At 48.5% G+C, this 26,079-nt stretch carries 23 protein-coding genes and 1 tRNA gene; 2 read left to right on the top strand and 22 right to left on the bottom strand.

What is annotated here, in order from left to right:
• Positions 1 to 92 precede the first annotated feature (92 nt).
• The 17 genes from PK629_08730 to PK629_08650 form a co-directional block, all read right to left on the bottom strand.
• Positions 93 to 1,049 carry a dihydrodipicolinate synthase family protein gene (locus PK629_08730; GenBank protein HOP11563.1) on the bottom strand — a complete coding sequence of 319 codons (957 nt, stop codon included), beginning with the start codon at positions 1,047 to 1,049 and terminating at the stop codon, positions 93 to 95.
• 12 nt (positions 1,050 to 1,061) lie between these two features.
• On the bottom strand, positions 1,062 to 2,183 hold the full coding sequence (locus PK629_08725; protein ID HOP11562.1) for a hypothetical protein: 1,122 nt from the start codon (positions 2,181 to 2,183) through the stop codon (positions 1,062 to 1,064).
• A 33-nt stretch (positions 2,184 to 2,216) separates the two neighbouring features.
• On the bottom strand, positions 2,217 to 3,500 hold the full coding sequence (locus PK629_08720) for a hypothetical protein (GenBank protein ID HOP11561.1): 1,284 nt from the start codon (positions 3,498 to 3,500) through the stop codon (positions 2,217 to 2,219).
• 246 nt (positions 3,501 to 3,746) lie between these two features.
• Positions 3,747 to 4,274 carry a hypothetical protein gene (locus tag PK629_08715; GenBank protein ID HOP11560.1) on the bottom strand — a complete coding sequence of 176 codons (528 nt, stop codon included), beginning with the start codon at positions 4,272 to 4,274 and terminating at the stop codon, positions 3,747 to 3,749.
• A 127-nt stretch (positions 4,275 to 4,401) separates the two neighbouring features.
• Positions 4,402 to 5,001 (bottom strand): SOS response-associated peptidase, encoded by a 600-nt coding sequence (locus PK629_08710; protein ID HOP11559.1) that lies wholly within the window; start codon positions 4,999 to 5,001, stop codon positions 4,402 to 4,404.
• Positions 5,002 to 5,026: 25 nt separating this feature from the next.
• Positions 5,027 to 6,208: a DNA polymerase IV gene (locus PK629_08705; GenBank protein HOP11558.1), complete on the bottom strand. Its 1,182-nt coding sequence runs from the start codon at positions 6,206 to 6,208 to the stop codon at positions 5,027 to 5,029.
• Positions 6,209 to 6,607: 399 nt separating this feature from the next.
• On the bottom strand, positions 6,608 to 7,243 hold the full coding sequence (locus PK629_08700) for a DUF1062 domain-containing protein (GenBank protein ID HOP11557.1): 636 nt from the start codon (positions 7,241 to 7,243) through the stop codon (positions 6,608 to 6,610).
• Positions 7,215 to 7,808 (bottom strand): methyltransferase, encoded by a 594-nt coding sequence (locus PK629_08695; GenBank protein HOP11556.1) that lies wholly within the window; start codon positions 7,806 to 7,808, stop codon positions 7,215 to 7,217. Before PK629_08695 ends, PK629_08700 begins: the two co-directional genes overlap by 29 nt.
• Positions 7,809 to 8,127: 319 nt before the next feature.
• Positions 8,128 to 8,970 (bottom strand): YhfC family glutamic-type intramembrane protease, encoded by an 843-nt coding sequence (locus PK629_08690; GenBank protein ID HOP11555.1) that lies wholly within the window; start codon positions 8,968 to 8,970, stop codon positions 8,128 to 8,130.
• A 20-nt stretch (positions 8,971 to 8,990) separates the two neighbouring features.
• Positions 8,991 to 9,455 (bottom strand): cupin domain-containing protein, encoded by a 465-nt coding sequence (locus PK629_08685; protein HOP11554.1) that lies wholly within the window; start codon positions 9,453 to 9,455, stop codon positions 8,991 to 8,993.
• Positions 9,442 to 10,074: a methyltransferase domain-containing protein gene (locus PK629_08680; GenBank protein ID HOP11553.1), complete on the bottom strand. Its 633-nt coding sequence runs from the start codon at positions 10,072 to 10,074 to the stop codon at positions 9,442 to 9,444. The genes PK629_08685 and PK629_08680 overlap by 14 nt, the downstream gene beginning before the upstream one ends.
• A 39-nt stretch (positions 10,075 to 10,113) precedes the next feature.
• Positions 10,114 to 10,716: an N-acetyltransferase family protein gene (locus tag PK629_08675; GenBank protein HOP11552.1), complete on the bottom strand. Its 603-nt coding sequence runs from the start codon at positions 10,714 to 10,716 to the stop codon at positions 10,114 to 10,116.
• 20 nt (positions 10,717 to 10,736) lie between these two features.
• A complete protein-coding gene (locus PK629_08670; GenBank protein ID HOP11551.1) occupies positions 10,737 to 12,848 on the bottom strand; it encodes a hypothetical protein in 2,112 nt (703 codons plus the stop codon).
• Positions 12,849 to 12,850: 2 nt separating this feature from the next.
• Positions 12,851 to 13,909, bottom strand: coding sequence for a uroporphyrinogen decarboxylase family protein (locus PK629_08665; protein HOP11550.1), 1,059 nt, complete (start codon positions 13,907 to 13,909; stop codon positions 12,851 to 12,853).
• Positions 13,910 to 13,952: 43 nt separating this feature from the next.
• Positions 13,953 to 15,947, bottom strand: a complete 1,995-nt coding sequence (locus PK629_08660) for a hypothetical protein (protein ID HOP11549.1) — start codon at positions 15,945 to 15,947, stop codon at positions 13,953 to 13,955.
• A 66-nt stretch (positions 15,948 to 16,013) separates the two neighbouring features.
• Entirely contained in the window at positions 16,014 to 16,502 is a 489-nt protein-coding gene (locus PK629_08655) for an HD domain-containing protein (protein HOP11548.1), read from the bottom strand.
• Between the two features lie 73 nt (positions 16,503 to 16,575).
• A complete protein-coding gene (locus tag PK629_08650; GenBank protein HOP11547.1) occupies positions 16,576 to 18,015 on the bottom strand; it encodes a sulfatase-like hydrolase/transferase in 1,440 nt (479 codons plus the stop codon).
• Between the two features lie 267 nt (positions 18,016 to 18,282).
• Between PK629_08650 and PK629_08645 the strand changes: the two genes are divergently transcribed.
• Positions 18,283 to 18,690: a hypothetical protein gene (locus PK629_08645; protein ID HOP11546.1), complete on the top strand. Its 408-nt coding sequence runs from the start codon at positions 18,283 to 18,285 to the stop codon at positions 18,688 to 18,690.
• The gene (locus PK629_08640) at positions 18,690 to 21,131 is read left to right on the top strand and encodes a hypothetical protein (protein ID HOP11545.1); all 2,442 of its coding nucleotides are present in this window, start codon (positions 18,690 to 18,692) and stop codon (positions 21,129 to 21,131) included. The genes PK629_08645 and PK629_08640 overlap by 1 nt, the downstream gene beginning before the upstream one ends.
• Before the next feature lie 112 nt (positions 21,132 to 21,243).
• Here PK629_08640 and PK629_08635 read toward each other — a convergent pair whose 3' ends face one another.
• From PK629_08635 to PK629_08615, 5 genes are all read right to left on the bottom strand, one after another.
• Positions 21,244 to 22,119, bottom strand: coding sequence for a hypothetical protein (locus PK629_08635; GenBank protein ID HOP11544.1), 876 nt, complete (start codon positions 22,117 to 22,119; stop codon positions 21,244 to 21,246).
• Positions 22,120 to 22,219: 100 nt separating this feature from the next.
• Entirely contained in the window at positions 22,220 to 23,119 is a 900-nt protein-coding gene (locus PK629_08630) for a hypothetical protein (GenBank protein ID HOP11543.1), read from the bottom strand.
• Positions 23,120 to 23,330: 211 nt separating this feature from the next.
• A tRNA-Ser gene (locus PK629_08625) sits at positions 23,331 to 23,422 on the bottom strand.
• Between the two features lie 94 nt (positions 23,423 to 23,516).
• The gene (locus tag PK629_08620; GenBank protein HOP11542.1) at positions 23,517 to 24,155 is read right to left on the bottom strand and encodes a TIGR03936 family radical SAM-associated protein; all 639 of its coding nucleotides are present in this window, start codon (positions 24,153 to 24,155) and stop codon (positions 23,517 to 23,519) included.
• Positions 24,152 to 25,966 (bottom strand): TIGR03960 family B12-binding radical SAM protein, encoded by a 1,815-nt coding sequence (locus PK629_08615; protein HOP11541.1) that lies wholly within the window; start codon positions 25,964 to 25,966, stop codon positions 24,152 to 24,154. The genes PK629_08620 and PK629_08615 overlap by 4 nt, the downstream gene beginning before the upstream one ends.
• Positions 25,967 to 26,079: the final 113 nt, after the last annotated feature.

Below are 26,079 nucleotides of genomic sequence, written 5' to 3'. Positions count from 1 at the left end.
CATAGGGCTTTGCCCGTCTATGAAAAACCCCCGGTTTTACCGGGGGATATTTATTCTACACGATTATCATTGAAAGCAAAGAACTCGTTTTATTATTTTACAGTCAACTCCGCATAAACCGTCCTCGCCAGCAAATCCATCTGGCGAATGCAGGATTTCTGATAATCCGTCAGTTCTTTTGCATCGCGGGCGCGGGAGGTGAATTCCATCGTGATCCCTTCGATTTCGGAGAGATGATATTTGGCGGTGCAGGGGTATGTCAACTTCTCGGTGAACGCCGCCATTGCCAGAAACGCCTGCACCTTTTCGGCGGTATCGGGCTGCGCTTTATAATTCCGGTATAACCATGTGTAAATGTGTGGGTGGAAATTGGCCATCACACCGCTGAAACCGGCAGCACCGCTGCGCAGGGATTCCAACAGGGTCTGTGCGTTTGCGTTGAACAGATTGACGCCGGTACCTTTCAATTGTTCGGTACGCGCGGCAATCGTCTTTGCGTCGCAGCAGGTGTCCTTGATAAAGGTGAAGCGCCCGGTTTTAACGCAGGCGTCGAGCATCGCGGGTGTGAGCAGCCGTTTGTACGGATAGGGGCACTCGTAGATACCGAGTGCGATGTCTTCCGGCAGTTGTTCAACCACAGCGTTCAGATCGGAAATCCATTTCGCGTCGCTTGTATTTTCGATGTCGAACCGGTTGGTGATCATGATCAGCGAATCGACGCCGGTCTCGGCGACTAACCTCAGCTCATTAACTTGGTCTGCCCGGTTGTCGGAGATATGTCCGGAAGCCACTACTGTCATGGCCTTGCGCGAATTGTCAGCAACCGCAAGGGCATCGGCCTTTTCTTTCACGCGTCTTGCCAAAGATACACGCTCGTCGAGGGTCAAAAAGAAAATTTCGCTCGATTGGCAGGCGGCGAAAATGCCGTCACAGCCTTTGTTCCAGTACCATTCGACGAGTGCATCCACCGCGCCGAAGTCGATTTTGCCGTCTTTGTTGTACGGCGTGATCATCGTCGGATACACGCCGAGGTTTGGATTTTTGTTCATGTGATTTCAGGTTCATTCAATTTCGCCGCCGCCCCATTCGACGACCGTGAACCCGTTCCTTTCGAATTTTTCAAAGGTCTGCGGAGCGATCTCGACCGGACTTTCGAGCGGTTTGAAAATCATAAATACCCGCAATATTGAATCCGGTGTAGGGGTGATCTCGAGTTTCGCGTTATCAGTATAATCCACACCGACGAAAGAAATCAAGTTGTAAGTGTTTTCTTCCATCTGCGGCAGCCAGTAGACGATAAAATCGTTGTATTCGCTCGGAATTAATCCCATCTCTGAAAGCGCCTTTTTCAGGAACACCGCCGTATCCTCGCCCTTGACGCAGAAGCCCTTGCCGAAAGAGAAGACGGTGTTCAATTCTCCTTCCCAGAATAAATAATTGTATTCTTCTCCACCTACACTCAACTTGCCGTCCGGGTATGCCTTGACCTGCCATCCGCCCTCCGGATATTTCGGGTAGGTGCAGCCCAGCGTTCCGTTCAAATCCAATTTCACAGTGACATTGGTGACTGTTTCGGGGTAGAAATATATGACCGGTTTCTTGGCAGGTATCTTGTTCGCGAATTCACTGATACTCATAATATTAAATTGTGCCGCAGCGATCATCCAGATGTCTTTTACGCGCTCGACTTCGAAATAATAGTGAATGACATTCATGTTGTCATTGAGGATTTTATCAAATTCTATAATATTCTTTTTCGAAACTGGATCTTGATAAAAATTCTCATTGACATCAGTAGATCCGGTTGCGATAGAGTTTTGGATATTGATATAAACCCGATTACCATTTTGTGCATAGATTTTATCACTCAAAAAAGAGTTGTGAAAATATTCCTTTACGAAATCCGCAGTGAAATATTTTGAAAATTCTCCTTTGAGTTTTTTTACGGTACTAAACTTATCATCGGAAATTTTTCTATAGGTAACGCCGTCTATTTCAATAGTTTCGCTTGAATCCCGCTCCTGCTGGCCACAAATCAACAGACAAGCCGTCGGCAGCACAGTTTTCGAAAAATCATCAAACTCCGCTTGTGTCATAGGTTCGGAAAAATTCGAAACGATACCAAGTGAAGAACAACCACAAACCAGTAAAATAACAAAAAACAAAGCAATAATCTTTTTCATATCAAAATGCCTTCGATTTTAGAGTAAAATTTATTAGTCAATCTCCGCGCCGCCCCATTCGACCACCGTGAACCCGTTCCTTTCGAATGGTTCAAAGGTCTGCGGAACGATCTCGACCGGCTGTTCGAGCGGCTGATAAGCCATGGCCACCCGCAGTACCGAGTCGGGTTTAGGTGATATTTCAAGTTTGGCATTGTCGATGTATTCCTTCCCAACAAATGAAATCAAATTATACGCATTTTCCTCCATCTTCGGCAGCCAGTAGACGATAAAGTCATTGTATTCGCTCGGAATCAACCCCATCTCGGAGAGCGCCTTTTTCAGGAATGCCGCCGTGTCCTCACCTTTAACACAAAAACCCTTGTCAAAGGTGAAAACGGTGTTTAATTCGCCTTCCCAGAATAGATAATTATATTCTTCTCCGTCCACAATCAATTTGCCGCTCGGGTAAGCCGTGACCTGCCATCCGTCTTTCGGATAAGAGGGATAAGTGCAGCCCAATTTGCCGTTCAAATCGAGCTTGACCGTCACATCGGCGACCGTTTCAGGGTAGAGATAGAGCACCGGTTTACCCATTCTCGGAAATACAATTCCGTCTGCAGGATAAACATCACAATCTGCTTGATCAATTTTCCATTCTCCATTTTCGCGCTTTACCCAAAAGTAATAATTAATAAATGGATCCGTGCCGTTTTTTACTGTCACTAAATCAATCGTATCATGTTCTGATTCGTCCTCACGATAAAACAGCTTTTTATCAAATTCGCGGTTAGCACCCACGGTTTTCGGATGTACATAAACAAAACCGTCTTTTTCGGTATAAGTCATATAATTCTGATAAGCCGGAATATGATTGATAAATAATCGATTTATTTCATCGTCAATATCTTCCGTGATGAAGTATTTTGCTAATTCCGCTTTGAGTTTACCAACGGTGTTATACTTTTCGTCCGTTATCTTATAATAAGTCACCCCGTCAATTTCGACAGAGTCGTTGGGATCGTATGTTTCCTCTCCACCGAGCAAGATCATAACTTGGGGCAGCACGTTTTCAAAGAAGTCGTCGAATTCGGCCTGCGTCATCGGTTCACCGATGTCCTCAGATACGGTTGACGGTTCGGAGGGTATTACCGATACAACAGAGTTTTCCGACATCGGCACAGCTGTTTCCGTCGGCAGCGATGAGATGACTACGGAACTCGCACTGCTTCCCGAGGGCAAACTTGAACTGCCCGAAGGGACACTTTCGGTTTTCGGCACTGTGCAGCCGCTGAAAAGCAATATTACCGCAAGAACAATCGGTATGAACTTTTTCATGTAAGAATCACCTCTGATTTCCATCATAACATAGGCGATATGGAAAATCAAGGGACTTCTTTTAAATTATAAAACCTCGTCTATAATTTGCAAGTTTAATTGCCTAAGGTTTTCAAAAAGTTCATGGTTAGCTTAAGCAGCCATTTGGTTCGCAGATTTGTAGCCAAAAATCTTATGCGGGTAATTATTAACCCATCCTCAATACGTTGCTCTAATGAACGGTTTTTTTGTGATTAAAAAAGCAACTTAATAATTAAAATCATCAACAAAAACAACATTAATGGTCTTTGATTTGTCATAGCAACGAATATATATTTCGTACACATGATTTAGTAAAATTCTATCATTGTAATCAAAAGAAAAGCTAGTATAACAATAGTTACCATTTTTATCGTCTATCAAACGATTTTCGCTAATTTTATATGAGACATTATCTACTACTTTCCCATCTACTTTAATCATAGGCTTTTTTGGATAATTATAAATTGTACCTATAATATTTAACTCGGCATCATCATTATTAGCGTACCATGCATTGACGAGTTCTATGTAGTAAGTGTTTGTTTCAGACGAATAGTCAACATAATCAAATGTGCTATATTCATCATATAAATGATTACCGGTCTGTAAATAGAAAATGAATTTTAAGTCATTGGAAATATAAGTATCCTTCTCTAAGCTTAAAGCAGAGCGTATCTGTGCAGGAAAAGCCCAAAGAAATACAAATATGATTAGTAAAATGATGAATATAATTTTTGTCTTTTTTTTAAGCATAAATCTCATCCCTTATATTTTCCTTGAATATCATACCTAAATGTTCTGATTAAAAACGAACCTTTTAAGTTCCATATTATAATAAACGGGTCGCATTGTCAAGTTGCTTTCTCCTGATTTCGTTTAGTTATGAAACCTCTGCTTTCGGAACCATGTGATAGGCGTTATCGGTATTGATGAGCTGGTATTTTACCGTGCCGTCGAGCCAGGACGCAAGCTGGTCTTTGGTCAGCATCACGGGCATCCGGTCGTGGATGTCGCTGATGTTGCCGTCAGCGGGTTTGGTCAGAATCACAAATTCCTTGCCCTCGTCGGTCACGCGGTAAAGTCCTGCCATAAAAACACAGCCGCCCTCTTCGTTGGTGAATGAAAATTTAATCTTGGTCTTGTCGGGCAGGGTTTTCCACTCGTAATATCCGTGCGCGGGAATCACACAGCGGTAGTGATTGATAAACGGCGCAAAAAACCGGGAGGACGCCGCGTTCTCGCTCTTAGCGTTGATGATCACGCCCTTGCCGTCCCATTTGGCGAAACCCCATTTAACCATCTGCACGGCGGGCTGGCCGTTGCTCATCAAAATGACCGGTACGACGTCGGTGGGGAAGACGTCGTCGGTTTTCGGGGTAACTTTAATCTCGATCTGCGACAGCCGCACCGAGATCGCACGCAAAATCTCGCGAATCTCCATGATCTCCTCTTCGGTGTTCGGGATGTATCTTCCGCACATGATTGTCCCTCCTGAATTGTTTTTATCAGATATCCTCGTCGGCTGTCATGGCCGATTGGTTGAGTTTGAAACCGCCCAAACGTTCTTTCAAGTCCGAAATCAGGGCCTTGATGTCGGGCGGCACGCTCTCCTCTTCCGAGAGCAGCGGGAGCTGACTGAGACGATTGTCCCGCAAGTCGCCCAGATGGATACCGATGCTCCGAATCGGGCTGCTCTTTGCGTAATTTTTATCAAACAGGCATTTTGCGCTCATGAAAATTTGATTCTCATCTGCGGTGTAATTATCGAGCGTGACCTGCCGGTTCATGGCAGTGAAATCGTCATATTTCAGGTTGATTCCGATGCAGCGCGCCTCCAGTGAATGTTTGATCAATCGCGAGGTGACCGCCCGCGCCAAAATGTAGAGCATCAGCAGCAGATCGTCTTCCGAGGCCGTGTCTTTGGGCAGCGTGATGGTGTTGCCGAAACTTTTAAAGGGCATATCGGCGGGGACTTTGGGGTCAAATGAGCTGTCGTCGCCGTTGGCAAATTGCCACAGGGCGATGCCCGATTTGCCGAACCGCCTTTTCAGCAGCGCGGGGTCGCATTGCGCCAAGTCGCCGATGGTCAGGATATTCATGTTCTTCAGTTTTTTGCGCGTGACGGGTCCGACGAACAGCAACTCAAACGCGGGAATGCTCCAAATCACGGTTTTTAAGTCGTCTTTGCGCAGAACCGTCACCGCGTCGGGTTTTTTCATATCGGAGGCGAGTTTTGAAAAGATATAGTTATAGCTGACGCCGACCGAGGCGGTGAGTTGCAGTTCGTTTTTGACGCGCTGCTTGATCTCAAAGGCGATCTCGGTTGCCTTATCATACGATTGCACATCGTCTTTCAGCACGATCCACGCCTCATCAAGCCCATAGGGGATCACGTCGGCGCCGTATTCGGCATAAAGCGCCCGCGCCAGTTTGGCGTAATGCACATATTTGTTGTAATCAGCGTTGATCAGCGTCAGCCCGGGAGCTTTCTGCTTGGCGCTGTAAACGCTCTCTCCGGTCATGACGCCGCGCTGCTGCGCGATTTGATTTTTAGCGAGGATGATGCCGTGACGGGTGGCGGGGTCGCCGCAGACCGCCATGGGAATATTGTTGTATTCGGGATGATCGATGGTCTCGACAGCGGCAAAGTAGTGGTTCATGTCGCTGTGCAGAATGAATTTTCCCATAATTTAAACACCGCCCCCAATCACCCATTATATCTGATTATACCGCTGAAATTGTACCATAAACCGGACTGTCTATCAAGCCCGGCATGATGCCGGTTTCAAACGCGGCGGCGAGACGCCGCTGTCAATACGCGTAGAAGAATCTGCCGGGCTTTATGAAGCAAAGAACCGCTTTGAAGCGGTTCTTTGTAGCCGCGTTGCTGCACTTGGTGTTTCGTTGCCGTAGGGGCGGCCCCATGTGGCCGCCCATTCCGTATACCTGCGGCATTAAAAGTTCCACATGGAACAATTTAACAGTTAGACTTATAATTTGGTTTATTGTATGGCAGGCTGAACAACCCACACAGACTGAAGTTTGCACGGCGGGGTGCGGGTCACCCCGCCGTGCCGGGCGATTTTTTACCGCCCGCTGATGCGCTCTGCGGATATCTCTGTTACATCCTGATCAGATGTTGTTTGTTCTTCCGAACTGTAATTTTCGTGTGCTTGATTTCCAATTTCATTGAATATCGGCTCCTTTAATGTAATCGTACCGTAAACTCTTGTTTTCGGTGAGAAATTGTTTTGTTCGAGCAGGGATTTTGCGTGCGTTCTCGAAATGCCGAGCCCTTCACTCACTGCACGGTCGAGCCGCAGCCCGAAGTCGTATTCACAAGTCATTTCAATGGTGTTGTTCTCATCTTCAATGACTTGTTTTTCGAGGGTATAGCGAAGCTCCGAACAGTCGGTGACCGCGTGGTTATGAGAGAGCAGCGACTTGTCGAATGCGTATTTTCGGGCGGTGTCAGCGTTGTTTTTTGCAAACGCCGTGTACAGTGATTTTTCGATCTGCTCCGGCTTGACACGGGAGAGCACGGTCATGTTCCAGGTGCTGTCGCAGTCCTCACACTTGTAGATCAACCAGACGTCGATATTGCGCCCATTGGCGTTCACGCGAAAATTATTGCTGCACGCAAATTTCCGAACGACGCCGCATTTGGGACAGTTGCGCAAAACTTTCGGGGATTCAATCGGGGTGATGATCCATTTTTGCATACTCCTTGTTTGGCTTTTTGGAACGCTTCTCACCGACAAAGACGAAATACCCGTCATGTTCGAAAATCGTGACTCCGCCGAACACGGCGATAAACTTGCGTTTGTACCATTCCCGGCGTTTGGTCCCCATCAGCAGTTTACCACCGATTTTCAGATGGCGGTATCCGCCCTCGATAAACCGTTTGGCAACGCTGAAATTGGTGTGATACGGCGGATTGCTGAGAATGAGGTCAAAATCACGGTCGTTGATCGCGTCGCATCCGTCGCTGTGTATGATCCGGACGCCGGGCACACCGTTTCGCACGACATTCTCCCGCGTCAGTGTCAACGCGTGATCATCGATATCCGACATTACCACATTTTCCGGTCCGGTGAAATTAGCGCAGACGATACCGACAACACCGTATCCGCACCCAAGATCGAGCACTTTCTGCCCTTGCTCCAAATCGACATGGGCTAACATCGCCAGCGTACCGCGGTCGGGATGTCTCGGTGAAAAGCAGCTTTCATCGGTACGGAAGGTGAATTTATCTCCGCAGATAAAAGCACAAATTAAGTTTTCCAAAACAGCAGCTTCCTTTCCGAAAGCCGCATAATTGAACCGACAAAACGAAAAGCGCTCCATTCCAAAAATCAAGGAATAAAGCGCTACGATACATGACATAAACGAGGCAAGATGCTTGCTTCATTTACGAAGGTCTGTTTATGCAGCTTTGCTTAATTTTTGAAATCCGCATAATCGAAACCAAAATAAGCGACAGACCAATGAAAGGTTGTCGGGAATTTGATTTGCTATGCGTTGATTAGAAAAATTAAGCGTTAGCCGGCATACGGTGACCTCCATTATGGAATTAAGTGGATTATATCACAGTGAGAAGACGAAATCAAGAGGGCAGGGCTTCTGCGGGCTGCGTCTCTGCAGGTTCGTCTTTTTTCGCGTTTTTATTCCAAACGATAATAGCGAGGATCACGAACAGTCCGGTGAACATATAAATCGCACCTTCGACAAGCCAGACGTTCAAGCCGGAACTCGCCAAAAGTACGGCGGCGAAGTTCAACAGCGCATGGATCACAATCGCCAGCGGAAAGAGCCAAAATTTCTTTGCTCTCTTTACTGCAAACCAAACCAGTACCGAGAACGACAAATGTGCCGCAACCGCCGCAATGCGTTCGACGACGCCTACGAAAAACGTCGCAGGCGGGGTGGTTGCAAGCGTCTCCAAACTGGATTTCAAGGCCGCAAGGGTGGCCTCGTCGGTAATGCCTGCGGAGAGTGAGTCATAATACCCGGCGTTCAGCATCAGAGAGATCACAATGTTGCTAACCATGCCGATATAAAGTATGTAAATCACTTCAACCCCGCCGTGGCCCGCACCGTACATCAGTGCGTTGCGGTCGTTGCCCATCTTCTTGTGCAAGACTGTATTAAACGCTACGAATCGGCCTGTCTCCTCAAAGATTCCCGCCATCAGTCCGGCGACCGCCGCATAAATCCAGAGATTGCTCTTGATGGCGGGACCGAGTGAAGAACTGAAAATCAACAGATTGATTCCGCCTTCAAGCAGCAGCGCAAAGACGATGAAAACCGCGCAGCCGATGAAGAACGGCATGATGTCCGCTTTGTATTTTTTGCGCAGCACCAAAAACAATACGAGCGGAATTGCGATGCCGAACAATGATGCGATGCCCATGGAGATTACGGATAAAATCGGAACGGTATAGTCCATCAAATCACTCCTTTGCTTTTTTATTTTTGATTGGGGTCGGACGTCCAGTTTTCAAGCAGAGATTGCTTTGAAAAGATATGACGCTCACCGTTTGATTTATGTAAATAGGCCCCCTCGTCGGGATAAAAGCAGGTATCTTCCGGCTCGTTGGTGCCGACATCGAGAATCACCATGACTTCACTGCCGGAGTTATAAAATTGGTGTGCGAGGTTTTGTCCGCCGGGCTTTGAAATGAAATCGCCTTTTCTGACCGGGTATTCCCTGCCGTCAAACCGCAGGGCACCGCTGCCCTCCAAAATCAAAAAGAACTCTTCCTGCTGAGAGTGACTGTGATATTTGGTGCTGTAAGCGTCTGGCTGGACCCGGTCGATGTTCACATAGAATTTTCGGCTTCCGGCGGCTGCGCCGAGCGACTGCGTGATCAGGCCGACCTGATCCTGCCAGACGAATTGTTCATCTAAATGATCGGTATTACTGATCATCATGCCATACCTCCGTTAATTCAATCTGTCCTTTTGCCCTTGCCAAAAACAGCGAATAGGGAATGAGTTTTCCGTCAACGGGCCTTTCTGCGGAAAAGACAGGCCGGACGGATACATTAGCGAATCCGCAGTTTTTCAGCGTTTTCTCGACCTCCGCCTCCGAAAATCCGTTGTGGCCGTTAAAATCGGGTTCGTTTTGATGAAAAGAACCGTCATCCTCATATAAATCAATCCAAATGAACAGCCCGCCGGGTGCGAGTTGTTTTTTTAGCGCTGCGATCTGCGTCTGAACATCGACGATGTGATGAAAGACCATCGAGCTGAAAATGACGTCGAATGTGTGATTTTTCAATTCATCAGCATCGATAAAATATACATTGCCGGTTTTAGAAAGCGCTGTTTTCTCTTCGAAGATTTTCCTCATTTCAACCGATGTGTCAAAACCGTAAATCCTGCCCGCAAAAGGGCTGAGCGCAAACGTCAGCAAGCCGGTTCCGCAGCCGAAATCGAGCACATCCCTCGGTTTTTCTCCCCAGCTTTTTCGAATCGCCTCTGCCAGAACCTTTGCGCGTTCAATCCGTCTCGGACCGTCCCAGGCCGCCGCCGCTCTGTCAAAATCCATTGCGATACTCCCCGCATGAAGCCCTTTCTAATTATTATATCAAAATTGTCCCGGCAGCACAAATGATATTTCGTTTCCGATTTGGGTGATGGGGATAAACGGCTCGGGTTTATCGGGGTGTTCGCCCAACATCTTCTCCATCCAGACCATATCGTACCAGTTGCCGAATTTGTAGCCGCATTTGGTGAAATGCGCGACTTTTTGATAACCGAAATATTCATGAAAACGAATGCTGGATTGATCGAGATGTTCGTCTTCTTTTTCGGTATAAGCGATACTGGCGTTCAGATTGATCACATGTTGGCGTTTCAAAATATCCTCAAGCGCCTGATACAGCGTTTTCCCGATGCCTTTGCCCCGGCAGTCCCGCTTGATATAGATCGAGGTCTCGACCGCCCAACTGTAAGCGATGCGCGCCTTGAACATCGACGCATACGCATATCCCGCGATCTGCCCGTTTTCTAACGCAACCAGATAAGGATATTTCATCAGCGTGTTTTCGATCCGCTTGGCGAATTCCTCGAGCGAGGGAACATCATATTCAAATGTGATTGCGGTGTTTTGCACATAGGGCGCGTAAATCCGAAGGATTTCCTCTGCGTCCTCTGTGGTGGCCATTCTGATGGTGATGTCTTTGTCCATTATCGTACCGGCTTTCTTTTTTATCCGATTTCTATTGAAATTTCGTGCGGCGCATCGATTATAGGCGGGTGGTTTTCTTTCAGTTCGCAGCGCAGCATTCCGAATGGCGTCGGCATAGTGATGTTCGCAAACTTCAGACCGAACAGATTCGGAGATAATGAGATTTTTTTGAATCCCGGTTCGAGCATCCGGAAACCGAGCAGTTTTGACGGCAGCTGATAGGTCGGCGTCGCGCCCCAGGCGTGGCTGAAATCGCAGCCGGGGCCGAGATCGTCTCCCCAGGCCTCCTTCATGCCCTTGCCGCACTCGTCGACTGCGGCTTTCCAGCGGCGGATTTGCTGCAGCCCGTATTTTTCGAAAAGCCCGGTCTTGTCGATGGCCTCCAATACAAAATGCAGGAAATAGGGCTGCGCGTCGATCAGAGAATCGTCGTTGACGACCTTTTCCATGATCTCGTTTTGCAGGTTTTCGGGACACAGGTCATATAGCACCGCCAAGGTGTTGGCGTGCTTGCCGTAATAGCGCTTTTTCGGGTTTTCCGGGAGCCAACGGTTGACTTCCGTCGGAGTGTTAAGGCCGCCGATATAAAGCCCTTTTTCCGCGTCGTAAAAGCAGCGGTGGAATGCGGTTTTAATGTCAACCGCACGCTGCTCAAAGATGGTCTTCCGTGCGGGTTCGCCGATGAGTTCGCAGATTTTTACTGCAGTGGTCAGGGCTTTGTAATAAAAAGCGGTCAGCGCTGACTGTCCGATGGCTTTCGGCGGGTGGTGCAGGGTATAACCGTCGATCAGAACCCAGTCGATGAACATATAGTTCGGCGGGATTTCGAGTACGCCCGTCTGGCCGACATACCCGTCAAATCGGTCGAGCAGAATGGTTAAAACATCGAAAACCTCATTTAAAACGGCGATATCGCCGGTAAACTGAACATAGTCATACAGCATCTGTACCCAGATTAAAGAGTAGCTCGTGTGGAACATATAGCCACCGGAAAGGCGTATATAATCCGCCGTTCGGATAAGGTCGAGACGGGTCAGACGGGCGTCGCCGAAGGTAAAGTAGTTGATTAAACTCTCGATAAAATAGTCGCCGGTGCAGCCCAGATTTTCCTGATGCAGCGGGCTGTCGAGTTCGATGGTCTGGCGGCAGATCTGCAGCGTCCATTTCCCGACTTCATAGATCTTATTCAACGTCTCGTCCGAGCAGGAAAAACTACCTTCCTGCGCCACGGGATAATGGGTAAACGCCAATGAAGCGTCGTTTATAACCACATCGCTTTGACTGTGATTGTTGATGGTGACCGTATAACCCCCGATGCTGTACATGCGCAGGGAACGGTGAGATGTAAAGCTGTTTGACTTGATAGAATCTTTTGAGCGGTAATGGCGGCCGTTTTCAAAAGTTTGTATCATGACTTCATATGCGCCGTCAGCAAGGATTTCCAGCATCGGATAGCCCGAATAGATTTTATCAAACTCGACAGAAAAGACCTTTTCCTCACCTGGTTTTACGACGACAGGTGAAAAGTCAATCGGCTTGACAGTTGTTTCTGCCGGCATGGGAATCGGCGATTTTTTCAGATTCCAGACCGATTCAATCGCTTCCGCTTTATGCCAGTCGTGCGGAGATAACATATAGTCGGTCTCGGCGGCATTGATAAATTGCGGCTCCAACCGCGCCGACCAGCTGCCATCCGTCATGAAAACTTGATCGGTGCCGTCTTCAAAAGTGACTTTGCAGGACAAAATAAACCCGCCTCTGCCGCAGGAGGTGTCGGCCTGTACTTCGGGGGACAGTTGAACGCGCGCATAAAAATTCAATGTGTTGCAGTTCAAATCCGACGAATAAAAATTATAATATTGTATGGGCATTTTTAATGTGCTTCCGTAATCGCCGCCCGAACAGACCGGCCCCATACCGACAAATTCATTGTTCATCCACAGCCAAAATTTCGTATCACCAAACACTTCGATTTCGGCTTTGACCGCTTTTTTGTTCAGTTGATAGGTTTTTTCAAATCCGGCGACGCAGAAATGATACCCGGTCTTGTCCGCGAATTGGGTACAGAATGTCTCTTGATATTCGGGATAAAGGGCTTTGTCAAGCCAAATCCATTTTGCGCTTTCCAACATCGTTATCTCCTGCTCAATTCCTCATAGACCTCGTTGTAATAAAGGGCGTTTTCGACCGGGGTATTCGCCGGAATGTGGTTGCCCACGGCCATAAAAAAGCCCGGGCAGTTTTTCCCGATATCCATACAGCGCTTGACCTCGTTTCGGATATCCTCTTTGCTACCCAACAGTAAAATGCGGGTGTCGGCGTTGCCGATAAAGGCGTGGGTTTTGCCGTATTTTTCGGCGATATACTTCATGTCGGTAGTCGGCTCCAGCACGAATCCGTGGACGCCGCAGCCCGCGATATCGTCGATAAATTCGGTGTAGCTGCCGTCTGAGGTATACATGATCTTTTTGCCGCTCTCGATCAAAGGCGAAAACATCTTTTTGTAATTCGGGAACATATATTTCCGATACCAGTCGGGGTGCAGAAACGCGCCTTCGGTCCAGACGATGTCGTCGTGAATCATCACGACCGGCGCGTCCGATTCGGCCAGCGCATCGAAAAACTGCTTGACCCAAACGCAGTAACGAGTTGTGAATTCACCGAATTTGCGAGGATCGAGACCCGCCGCGGACAGCAGCGTGTCCCAGCCGAGCATCGCGATCAGCCCCGACATGCAGGTGACATAGATGCCGGTCATATTGACCAGATCGGTATAATCACCGCACATTTTGGCGTATTGCTTGTTAAAATTTCCGATCCATTCGCGCTTGTCGATGGTTCCGTAGGCCTCCATCGGGTCGAACTTGAACACGTCCTCGGGGTCGGAGAACAGGGAAGTGAGTTTGTCGTCGTAGTCCACGCCGCCGGCGGCATAGACGGCGTGTCCCATTTTGGTTCTTTTATCGCCGAAAATATCCTCGCCGATTAAAATATTCCAGAAAAAATCATAATTCCACGCCTTGATAAAAGTTTGGCTCGCCCGGTTTTTCAATTCATCCGGGCTGTCGGAGCTGACATCAAGTCCGGTCACGGCCTTGATCAGATCCCAATGCCCGTGGGCGGAATATTCGGTGCGCGGTACGCGTGCCGGCATCTCCAGATTGATTGCGGCCATCCCGTCGGCAAGTGACATAGTCGTCATCCTTTCAAAAGAGCGTTTTATGACAGGGGGTTTATTACTGAATCACGCCGTATATCTTGATTGGCGAGAGATCCGCGCTGATTTTGATTTTGTTCTCTCCGAGGGTTTCGATTTTAACGGGCTGCTTTTCATCGCCTGTTTCGGGACTTAACAGATACGCGGTTTTCCAAATCGGGCAGGCGGTTTTTGAGAAATCAAGAATGTATTCGACATGGTGATCGGTGATATTTGATTGGATACTTTCAAGGATTTTTTCATTCATCATGGCGTTTTTCAGTTCTGAACTCGGAACGGCTTCCAACGCACGGTTCAACAGATGTAAAATCAAATTTCCCTGATGCTGGCGAACCCTGAGCGCCCAACGCGGATCGCCGCAAAACTGTGTGATGACGGGATTGATGAGACCTGTTTTGATCAGGTGCGGCAGCATTGTTTCTGCTTTGTCTTCCGCGATGATCAGATTTTGATACCCGGCGGTCAAAAGTTCGTCCGAAAGCGGCATTTCGCGTATGAAACCGTTCTCGTCATGCGTGCCGAACGGCAGACGGACAACGGCTTTTCCGCCTAAACGAAGAAATTCGCAGATGGCTTGATACTGCGCGTTCGAGACGCAGCCGACGCCGTCGAGAATCAACGGGGTGTCCTCCGACAGAAGGGTTTTCGTCTCGGTCAGCTCGTTGGCGCGCACAAAACGGTAACCGATGTTGTGTTCCACACAGGCGCGCGACCATTCGGAGATCTTGGTCCAGTGTTCCTCGCCGTTTTCGTCCCTGAAGCCGTTTTCGCGGCAAAGGATGTTACTTGCGATGCGCAGTTCGGGAATATCGCCGCCGAGGTCGAGTTCGCTGTGTTTTTGTTCCCAGATATTATAAGGTCGGATCAGATCATGTGTCGCAGCCGGTTCGTCGGGTTCTCTTTCCAGACGTCCGAACAGGGTGCTGCTCCAGTTGGCGACGCCCCAAAACCGGGATAATGCCCAACCCAAATAGGCACCCGGCTCAAAGATGAAATAGCTCAGAGCGATTGCGGGCGCATGTCCCATCTTCTCGGCGATATCTTTTTGCTGAAGGGCTTCGGCGTCCATCCGAACCCAGTTGACCGTTCCCGCGCCGGTGCCGCAGTTTTCCAGCATGACCAGATCGAGGTCACCGGAAATCCGCTCAAGGTTGAGGCCGATGGCGTTTAATCGGATCGGTCCGGTGCTGGAACAGCAGGTCATCAGCGGGATATCGCCGAGGGTTTCTTTCATCACTTTCAGGTGTTCGACCGGCGTATCCGCTTTAAATCGAATCCAGTCCCTGAAAACGGGGTTATCGTAATTGCCCCAAAGGGATGGGTGGGCGTCGGTATTGCCCCAGAAGGATTGATCCGAAAGCGGCGGGAGGTCGTGTCCGTAGGTTTTTCTGAATTTTTCGCGGCAGTATTCGCATCCGCAGGTCGCAAGAAAGGCGTAATCGCACATGTTGTCAATCATAATGCCGTCCATCGGGACGTCTTCGATCAGGCGTTTGAGATATCTGCGGTTCATCTCGATGAAATCGGGATTGTTGTGGCAGAAAATCTCTCCTTGATAGATATCGGTATAGCCGCGTGAACCGTCGCGGAGGTCCACTTCGCAGAGATCGCGGTAGAAAAAGCCCTCGTACTGCGCGAATGCGGCGGCTCTTTCATCCGGCGGCAGCAGGACATGATGCCTTTGAGCGGCGTGCAATTTATAAAATTCCGCTTTTGTGCGCGGGCGTTCGACGACATTGCAGGAGTAATGGCCCATATATCGGATGCCGTTTTGGTGAAGTTCTTCGCAGACGTCGTGATAATATCCGTGCAGGGAATCAAAATAGTTGGAAAAGTCGAAACGGTTGTGAAAGCCGAAATTGACCGCCGTATCAATGCCGGACTCGGCGAATTCCGCCGCCCGCCGTTTGATTTTTTCAATCACTTTGGTCTGCGGCCAATGCAGATCCTCCAGCGTGCACCACCAGCTGGCCATTCTTTTCGGTCTGATACCACGATATTCTCTGTTCGGCACGGGCGGTTCAACTCCTTTTTGCGGTTTTCAATATGATGTTTAAGACAGTGCGAAGCGTAATTAAATTTAAGGAAACATTTTTTGATACAGCGCCGAGCCGCTTTTTGTCCGAAAAACATTGTGAAAAGCGGCTTCCCGTGCGGATTTATTCATGTCGTCTTCGTAAAAATTCACAAGAAAATCCGCTTCGACGAGGATTTGATAATCCAAGCCGTTGATGGCGGAATAGGTGTGGTGGTGTCCCACCAGATAACAGACGCGCTCAATGACCGAGGTGTCATAGTTCAGGCGTTCCAGCAGTTCTTTCGCAACGGCGGGGCCTTCGGTTTCCTGCTGTTTTCCGTTACAGCTGCCGTATTTTTGTTCGCACAATTTGATGCCGATATCATGAACGACGGCGGCGGTTTCAAGAGTGAACAGGGTATGCGCATCTAAATTTTCAAGAGCGCCGATCAGCTTTGCAAAGCTGTGTACTTTGATAAAATGCTGAATGCGTTTCGGATCGCCTGCGTAATAACCGATCATCTCCGAAATCAATCTGTTTGTGTTTTCCATAACCGATCTCCTATAGTGTATCCCGTTTTGTCTTTTTGATGGGATTATCGTACATATTGTTTGTTCGAAAAACCTACGGACGCCCGTCCACAATCAGGCCGTCGGCGCATACGAATTGGTTGGAAAAAGGATATTCATGCTTGTGCGTCGGCATGATCGGCGTGCGTTTGAACCGGTCGAGTTGTTTGTCCGGTTCCCAAAATGCAATCACTTTTTCCCGGAATTCCGTTAACAAGTCCTCATGCGCTTTGCTTCGGCTTAAATTTTCATTTTCGTCCGGGTCTTTTTCCAGATCGTAAAGTTCCTGTTCGCCGTCCAGATAATAGCAATATTTCCATTTTCCTGTACGGAGCATGCATCCGGCGTGTTCCGGCCGGTCGATGACAACGCTCTCGCTGAAGATTTCTTCCCGCTCGGGGGTCTGTCCGTCCGAGAGATAGCCGGACAAATCGATTCCGTCACAGCTTTCGGGGATTTTGATTCCGGCGAAAGAACAGATTGTCGGCATCAGGTCTACGAGACCGGTCAAAAATTCGCTCTTCCGAGCGCCTGTAAACCGCTGCGGTGCGCGGAAGATCAGCGGCACTTTCGCGGACTGCTCGAAGAACACCGTCTTTTGCCAGAATCCCTTTTGATAGGCCATCTCGCCGTGATCGGACGCATAGATGACGATGGTATCCTCACCAAGCCCCAGATAATCCAAAACTTCGACAATGCGCCCGACCGCGTCGTCGACCCATTCCACGCAGCCGCAGTACGCTGCAAGCGTTTGAAGATGCAGTTCTTCATCCTTGCCGTAATGCTCCCAGACACCGTTGACTTCGGCTGCTTCCCGCACGAAAGGCGTTGCCTTTTCACGCACATAGTCGCAGGTTTGCTTCGGCAGCGAAACCCGATCCCGGTAACGGTCGTAATACTTCCGGGGCGGATTGATGGGGAAATGGGGTTTATCAAAGCCCACATACAGAAAAAACGGATTTTGGCAGTCGGTTCCTTTGTAGAGTTGAAGCCATCGGGCGGCCTCCGACACGCAGATTTCGGTCTGGGTCAATGCCGGCGGAATCCCACTCGGTCCCGATTCGGCCACGATATCGCCCAATCCGGTCTCTCCTTTTTCGGGGGTTCGCGCAGGGTCGGGCTGATGCGCCTGTCCCCACAAATCCCCGTAAGGCCGCTGGGAAAATCCCTGATACTGCTCGCCGTTGACATGGGTTTTGCCGATCGCACAGGTTTTATATCCGTGTTCGGTCAGGACACGCGCAATCGTCTGTGACTGGTGCGGTATAATATGCCTGTTTTCATACAGCCCGATGTTTTTGGAATATAAGCCGGTCATCATGGACGCTCTGCTGGGCACGCAGAGCGGATTTTGACAGTAGGTTTGATCAAAAAGAACCCCTTCGGCGGCCAATTTGTCCAGATTTGGGGTGGAGATCAGCGGATGACCCTGACACCCCAGATAGGCGGGATTGTGCTGATCCGAAAAGAGAAAAAGAAAATTGGGCTTTTTCATGGTGTGGGGTCCTTTCAAACAATTCATTTGGAAAGCGGCTTCAAGCACGGGTTATGAATTTCGGATTTATAAAAATAACCGTTTACCGAATTATTTATTGTGTTTTATTATAGTAAAACGGCTTGTTAAAGTCAAGGAATATCACACGGGCGGCAGCGGATTTCGGGCATGGCCGGATTTGTTTTTACAGCTTGAATTTTTTGCATTTCCTGATATACTGAAACTATGATTCGCAGGCATATGAAATAACAGGGAGGATGAGCCGTGATGTCCGATACCAAACAAGCGCGCACTTTTTTGCTAAAACTGATGTATGCGGTGACCATTGCCGTTGCGGGCGGCCTCGGGATCGCAATGCTGGCGGTACCCGGAACGGTGCAATGGATATTCGGCGTTGATTGCCCGAAAGTGATTTCCGGACTGGTCGGCAGTGTGTTTCTGGCGTTCGCGCTGTTATCGGTTCCGGGCTTGAGAGATCCGATGAAGTTTGTGCCTGTTTTATTGATGCAGCTGCTTTATAAGACGGTCTGGCTTTGCTTTGTCGCGCTTCCGCTTCTGATTGCCGGAGAAATTACGGTTGATCTGATACCGGTCATCGCGGTTTTTGCAGCGGTCATCATCGGCGACCTGTTCGCCATCCCGTTTAAAACAATTTTCAGCAGGAGGTCCGCATAATGTCCGATTTGAATCCCAAACGAAAAAATCCTTTGATCCCCATGGGCGCCATTACCGGAAAACCGGATCGGGCGCGCATGGAACAGGTGCTCAGAGATTACAAATCGGTGGGTATCGAGCAATTTTTGATCTATCCGCGCAGCGGATTGGAATATGACTACATGTCGCCGGATTGGATGAACCTATGCCGCAATACGGTTGAAATCGCAGCCGAGTTGGGGATGGATATCTGGCTTTACGACGAATACAACTGGCCGTCCGGCAACTGCCGCGGTCAGGTCACAAAAGGACACGAGGAATTTTACCCGCATGCCTTGGTGTTCGAAAGAACGGAAAGCGGCATCGAAAGCCGTGTCATCCGCAATAAAATCGGCGCGGATATTCTCAATCCGGATGCGGTCGCACGCTTTCTGGCACTGACGCATCAGCGTTATTACGACGAACTGCACCCCTATTTCGGTAATGTAATCAAGGGCATTTTTACTGATGAGCCCAGCTTCGGCTATTTCACGCGCAACAACGACGGAACCTTCTCCGGCTCTTTCGGAGAAGACACCTTTTTGCTTGCCTGGTATGACGACCTTGAGGAGGATTATCACGCGGTTCGCGGCAGCGATTTGAGAACGGACGTCGAGGCACACATGGCGAATCATACACCCGCGCATTTATGGGAGGATTATTACCGGTTGATGGGAAACCGCATGCGTACGGTGTATGTGGGCGGCATGAACAACTGGTGCGTGGCGCACGGCATTCTGCTGACGGGACACCTGATGTGGGAAGATGCGCCAAAAAGCGTTCGGTTTAACGGAGAGACCCTGAAGATGTTATCCGAATTTTCACTGCCCGGTATGGATGAGATTCCGACACGGGTGACACTGGACGGAGACGGTCACGGTATGGAGTTATCTGCGATGTCGCTGGTACAATATGCCGGACAAAACAAACCCGGTCAGCTGGCCGAATTGTTTGCGTTGGGCCCGACCGACATGACGATGAGCACCATGCGGCAGATGATCTGGATTACGGCATGTTTCGGTGTGGATCATTATGTACTGGCGGTGGCGGCGCTCGACCCGAAAGGCAATGTGGAAAAAGGCGTGTATTATTTCCCGACGAGCAAGACACAACCCTGGTTTGAGTATTATCCCATCTTGTCCGAATCGGCGATTCAAGCTGCGGAGACAGCCCGAAAGCTCTATCAGCCGGCGGTGCGGCTGCGTTACCCGGCGACATTATTCATGCGTGCGGCTTACACCGAACGGGAAAATCAAATCGGGAATCTGTATCGGGATTTGCTGGTTGCGCTGGTCAGGCATCAGATTCAATATCTCTATCTGGACGAGGGAGAAAAGACCGATTTGCCGGTTATCGCGCAGGATGAAGGCGGGCTGTTTTTAGAGGGCGAAGAAAAGCGCTTCGAAAACGCCGATGAAATGGCTGAATATGTGAATGCAAAAATTCCCCGGCGATGTGTGGTATATGACGAAAACGGCGCGGAGACGCGTGATGTGCTGACCCGCATCTGGGCCGACGATACGGTGACGCTGGTGGACCTGACAAAGGATAAACCGATGGATCGCCTGCTGACCGTCAAAATGGGCGACCGATACGGCAAAGTCCGGCTGTGCGGACAGGATGTGTTCTGCGGGACGATGGACGATATGGCCGAGTCGAAACCGCATCGGCTTGAAGATGTGAAGATGGGTGCCTTGTCCCTTGCGCTTGAACAGGACAATTTAATGCGCTGTCTGTATACCCGCGCCGATCCCGTGGTCAAGTTGAATATTGCGGAGCGGCTTGAAAATTTGCGTCTGATCGTCCGAAAAGACCCCGACCCGGTAGCGCTCAAGCTGGATGGGAAAACGGTCGTTGCACAAGAGCGGGATATTCGTCTGCCGGATGGATTTACTCAACTTTTCAACGCCACGGAGCCGTTTGCCTTGGAAAAAGGGGAACACACCTTGGAGATTATCAATCAAGCAGTCGATTATCGATTCCTGCCGGGCGTATTTTTGAGCGGCGATTTTTTGAAACGGGAAGACGGATTCCTGTATTCGTTTGACGGTGCGACCCAACTTGGCGAAGTGCCGGGTATAAAGGATTACGTCGGTTCTTTTCGGCTTTGTGCAGAGATAGAGATTCCCGCAGAACAGGGGTTGATTCTCTCGCTTGATACGAAAGGTGCGTGCACGCAGGTATCTCTCGACGGCGAACCGCTGGGAACACGCTGCCGGGTACCGTTCGAATGGGAGATACCCGAACAGTTCACGGGCGGGCGGCACGAGCTGTGTCTGCGCATCACCACGTCGGTTGCGCCCATGTTCGGCGATATGGAACGTTTGGATGAAGAGCAGCCCTATCCGGCCGGATTCAGCATCAAAAGTGGCGCTTATGCACATACAGGTTTGATGAAAACCCCCGTGTGGAAAGTTAAATAACAAACAGAATAAGCGGTATATTTCGATGTCCGGGTTGTCTATGAAACCTTTGTAAACAGCAAAGAAACTCTCGAAATCAGCAAGCACTTTCGGAGATGTGAAACAAATATTTTTAACGATTACAAACCAAAGCCAAAATGACCGTCATCAATATAAATATAAACAGAGTTGCAGTGTTGGCGGCAATTGTAAATATTACGATTTCCGATTTTGGGCTTGATTTATACAAAAATCGGTATGCAAAAAATTCTGAAACATAAAATAAAATTTCACCGAGGATCAAAGCAGTCAAAATCAATAAGCTTCTGAATCCGATAAATAAAATAATAATATAAATAAACTGCGTAATGATATTCACAACAGAAATTTTCCATATCGGGCGCAGTTTAAAAGGGATTGCGATAAGTGTCTCAATTCCGGCGGCAAGCACTATGCGGAGAAATATTGATAAATACAGAAAAGCAAATGGATGTTTCGTATAATGTTCAAATTCAATCGTTATATTATTTTCGGCGGCGTCATATGTAAGCTTATATGCAAATTCTGATTTTCTCGGCGTGGTGCTGATCGCTTCTGATATCTGCAAAATGTTCCCGTCTTTATCAAGCAAAACCGCTTTGATGGTCGGGCTTATCATATAAATCGAAAGATCGGAGTTATTGAAATAAAACCAAGATTTTGATATTTCCATACCCGCGGCTTCTATATTATTATAATGAAAAAACAAACTCATATAACCGTCTTTGTTATAAAGTGCGATCTCGGAATTAGCGGAGATGGTTGTTTCCCGGTTGTTAAACGACGAATATTCTTTATCCTGTGGAGTTAATTTAATTAAAATATCAATATATACGGTATCATCAGGCGCGTTTTGAATGATGCAGCTAAAATAATTATACGGAATAGAGGGGGGTGTTGCTGCGGAAACCGGAATTGCGGTGATGCATAACAAAAAGATGACATAACCGAATAAAAGGACTTTTTTCATCGAGGCAAACCTCCTTTGCAATACATTATCCAAATTATAACACAACGTTTGTAGAACGAGTATTCGCCGCTTTTGTTTTTTCGTCCGGTGGCTTAATAAACTAAACCAGTATATTATAAGCGTTCATCAATAAACCCATAGCCAGAGTCACAGTGTTCGCAACGACTGTATAGATTGCGATTTTCCACTTTGGGATTGATTTATACAGATAAATGTAAGCAACAAATTCCGCAATATAAACGAAAATTTCACCGATAATCAATGCGGTAATATAGGAGATACCACTGCATAAGACAAAGACAATGAGAATCAATTGGGTAACTGAATTCACAACGGGGACTTTCCATAAGGGGCGCATTTTAAAAGGGATTGCGATCAGCGTTTCAATCCCGACAGACAGCGCTAAGCGAATGATGACGAACAGTAAAAATATTAATAATTGATTTGGATACAGCAATTTTAAAAGATTTAAAGAACTCGAAGAACTCTCATCGGATTGAAAAAACTGCAGCGTTGCGATATTTCCGGCGGCATCATATGTTAGTTGATATGCATATGCATCAGTCGTTTCCGGTGCAGTGCTGATTGCCTCTGAAATTTGCAATATATTCCCGTTTTCATCAAGTATCACCGCTTTGATGGTCGGGCTTATCTGATCAATGGAAAGGTCAGAATCCTTTATTTCGAACGACGGAGACAGAATTTTGTTGTCTGCGTATTCGAGGTTCTTATAATGAAAAGTCAAACTCATATATCCGTTTTCATTATATGAAGCTATCGCCGAATCTACGGATTTAATATTACTTTCAGTTTCTTTATAAGTTGCGTCCTGTGGGGTGATTTCGATCAGAATATCAAAATACACAGCATTGTCGGGCGCGTTAAGAACCGTGCAGTAAAAATAATTGGGCAAAGGAGGCGGAGCTGAATTTGCGGAAACTGTCATGGCCGCAACAAATATTAAAAGCGTTGAAAACAAAAATAATAAAGTTTTTTTCAAAACAATAACCTCCTTTGCTGCAACCATCCAAATTATAGCACGGCATTCGTTTAAAAACAATGTTTGATAGAGAGGGATTTTATCGCGGTCGGCTTTGCCTCCCTTGGAGGGGCAAAAAACAGTCCACAGGACTGTTTTTACCTGGACGCCCCTGGTTCGAATCCCTTTCTTAAATTAAAACGGGCACCCCATGACGGGGTGCCTGTTTTAATGGCGGAGAGAGAGGGATTCGAACCCTCGATGGGGTATTAACCCATACACGATTTCCAGTCGTGCGCCTTAGACCAGCTCAGCCATCTCTCCGCATCACTGTGTCCAATTCGAAATCCTATTCAGGTGTTCCGGGTTGGGGCGCTCGAACATACTATCATAAAATGACCCGTCTGTCAAGAAAAAATCAGACAAATTTCTCGCCGTTTTTCATACGGACTTCCATGCGCGTGATGCGAACTTCGGCTTCGGGTGCGCACTGTTCGCGAAACGCGTCGGTCAACAGCATCGGGTTGACGTTTTCGGTCACACCGGTCGGCAGGATGGCTTCAAATTCGCATTTCCCGTTATCTCCGGAAATTTCGCCGATTTTCACCAACGGCTTCAAATCAAGTTCTTTACTGCCGGATTTGGTCTTTTTAGTCACCGTCACCGTTTCCGCATTCCAAAACTGTTCGAATTTCGGTTTCGCTTCGGGGCAGGTAAATGAAATCCGATAGGTCGCCTCCGCGATGAGTTTCGGGTCGTTTACAACCGGCGTACTGTTTATCATATGCAGTTCGCGCGGCAAAAACCGATTCAGCTTTTCCACGGTCTCTTCGCAGTTGATCTCATTTTCTGTGGTAATATCCATGCTCTCGCATTCGCTCTCGATGCCGAGTGACAAGGGTAGGGCAAACGTCAGCAGCGGGCGCGGATTGAATCCCTGCGAATAAACCATCGGCACCTCGGCATAACGCAGTGCGCGCATCATGGTGCGGTTGACGTCGAGGTGGGAGATAAAACGCAAAACGCCTTTTTTTACGAACCAAAAACGGTATTTCATACGCTTTTCTCACCTCCGCAGACCCCATAGACCGAGGCGCCGCAGCCGACGCATTTTGCACGGCAGTTCGGTGTGGTGACGCCTTCGAGCGCCCGTTTGTATTCACGCAGGAAATGCGCTTTGGTCACGCCGATATCAAGGTGTTCCCACGGCAAAATTTCGTTTTCACCCATGGTGCGCGTGGCAAAAAAGTCCATATCGATGCCGCAGGTCTTGAACGCGTCAAGCCACAGATCATATTTGAACCACTCGTTCCAGCCGTCGAGGCGGCATCCGCTTTTGAAAGCCGTTTCAATGACGTTCGAAAGCGACCGGTTTCCGCGTGCGAAAACCGCTTCGAGGCGGCTGGTCTGCATATCGTGATAGTTATATGTGATCTTGCGGCTTCTGATTGAAGAGGCAAGCAGTTTTTGTTTTCTCACAATCTCTTCTTCGCTGTCCTGACCGACCCACTGGAACGGGGTGAACGGTTTCGGGATAAAAGTCGAGACGCCGATGCTGACGTTTACGCCGCGGCCTTTCTGTTTACCCGCGCTTTGATAATACAGATCGACCGCGCGCTGTGCCATGTCGGCAATCGCAACAATATCCTCGTCGGTTTCGGTCGGCAGCCCGAGCATAAAATACAGTTTCAGCGACGTATAGCCGCTGCTGAAAACGATTTTGCAGGTCCGTATGAATTCCTCTTCGGTGACCTGCTTGTTGATAACGTCGCGAAGGCGCTGGCTGCCGGCTTCCGGGGCAAAGGTCAAGCCGCTTTTGCGCACCGCAGAGACCTTATCCAACACTTCGGACGAGAAATTATCGACCCGCAGCGACGGCAGTGAGAGGTTGATTTTCTTTTGGTCGGTTTCGGCTGTGAGATTTTCGAGCAGCGGCACGATTTCGGTATAATCACTGGTTGAGAGCGACGAAAGCGCCATTTCCTCATAACCCGAAACGGTGCATTCGTCGAGCAGAATGTCTTGTACGGTATCCGCTTTCCGTTCGCGCACCGGGCGGTAAATATAACCCGCCTGACAGAATCGGCAGCCGCGGATGCACCCGCGAAAGAGTTCCGTCGCGGCTCGGGACTGGACGACCTCGATATAGGGAACCGGTCCGGGCGGCGGCGCATACATCGTATCAAGGTCTTTGACAATACGCTTTTTTACGGTTTTCGGCGCGCCGTTTTTGGGTGTGACCGATTGAACCGTGCCGTCATGATTGTAAACTATATCATAAAACGACGGGACATAGACGCCCTCGATTTTGACGGCTTCCCGCAGCAGTTTTTCTTTATCCCAACCCTCGGCTTTGGCCTGCTTGCAGACGTTCATGACCTCTGGCAGCGTTTCTTCGCCGTCTCCGAATACGGCCAGATCGATGAAATCTGCGATCGGCTCCATGTTGCAGACGCAGGGGCCGCCGGTGATCACCAGCGGGAAGGCGTCTTTGCGGTCTTTTGCGCGCAGCGGCAAGCCTCCGAGATCAATGATATTCAGAATATTGGTATAGGATAATTCATATTGAAGCGTAAACCCGATCACATCGAATTCGGAAAGCGGGTCTCCGCTCTCGAGTCCGTAAAGCGGGAACTCGTGATCGCGCAGTACTTTCTCCATATCCGGCCAGGGCGCATAGGCTCGTTCACACCAAATTTCGGGGTCGTTATTGAGCAGGCCGTATAAAATCTTCTGGCCCAAATAGGACATGCCGATGTCGTAGATATCGGGAAAGCAGAAGCAAAAACGGAGTTTAACGTCCGCTTTGTTTTTGATGACACAGCCGGTTTCATGTCCGATATAACGCCCCGGTTTGGTGACGCCCATTAAATATTTCTCTATTTCAGGATACAAAAATAACCTCTCCAATCACAAAATCGTGACAATGCCCGTATATTATACCTCAAAAGGGCGCAGTCTTCAAGTACGTGACAAGCGGC

The sequence above is a fragment of the Oscillospiraceae bacterium genome (genome assembly GCA_035380125.1).
Taxonomy (GTDB): Bacteria; Bacillota; Clostridia; order Oscillospirales; family JAKOTC01; genus DAOPZJ01.
This window is presented reverse-complemented; position numbering and strand designations above follow the sequence as displayed.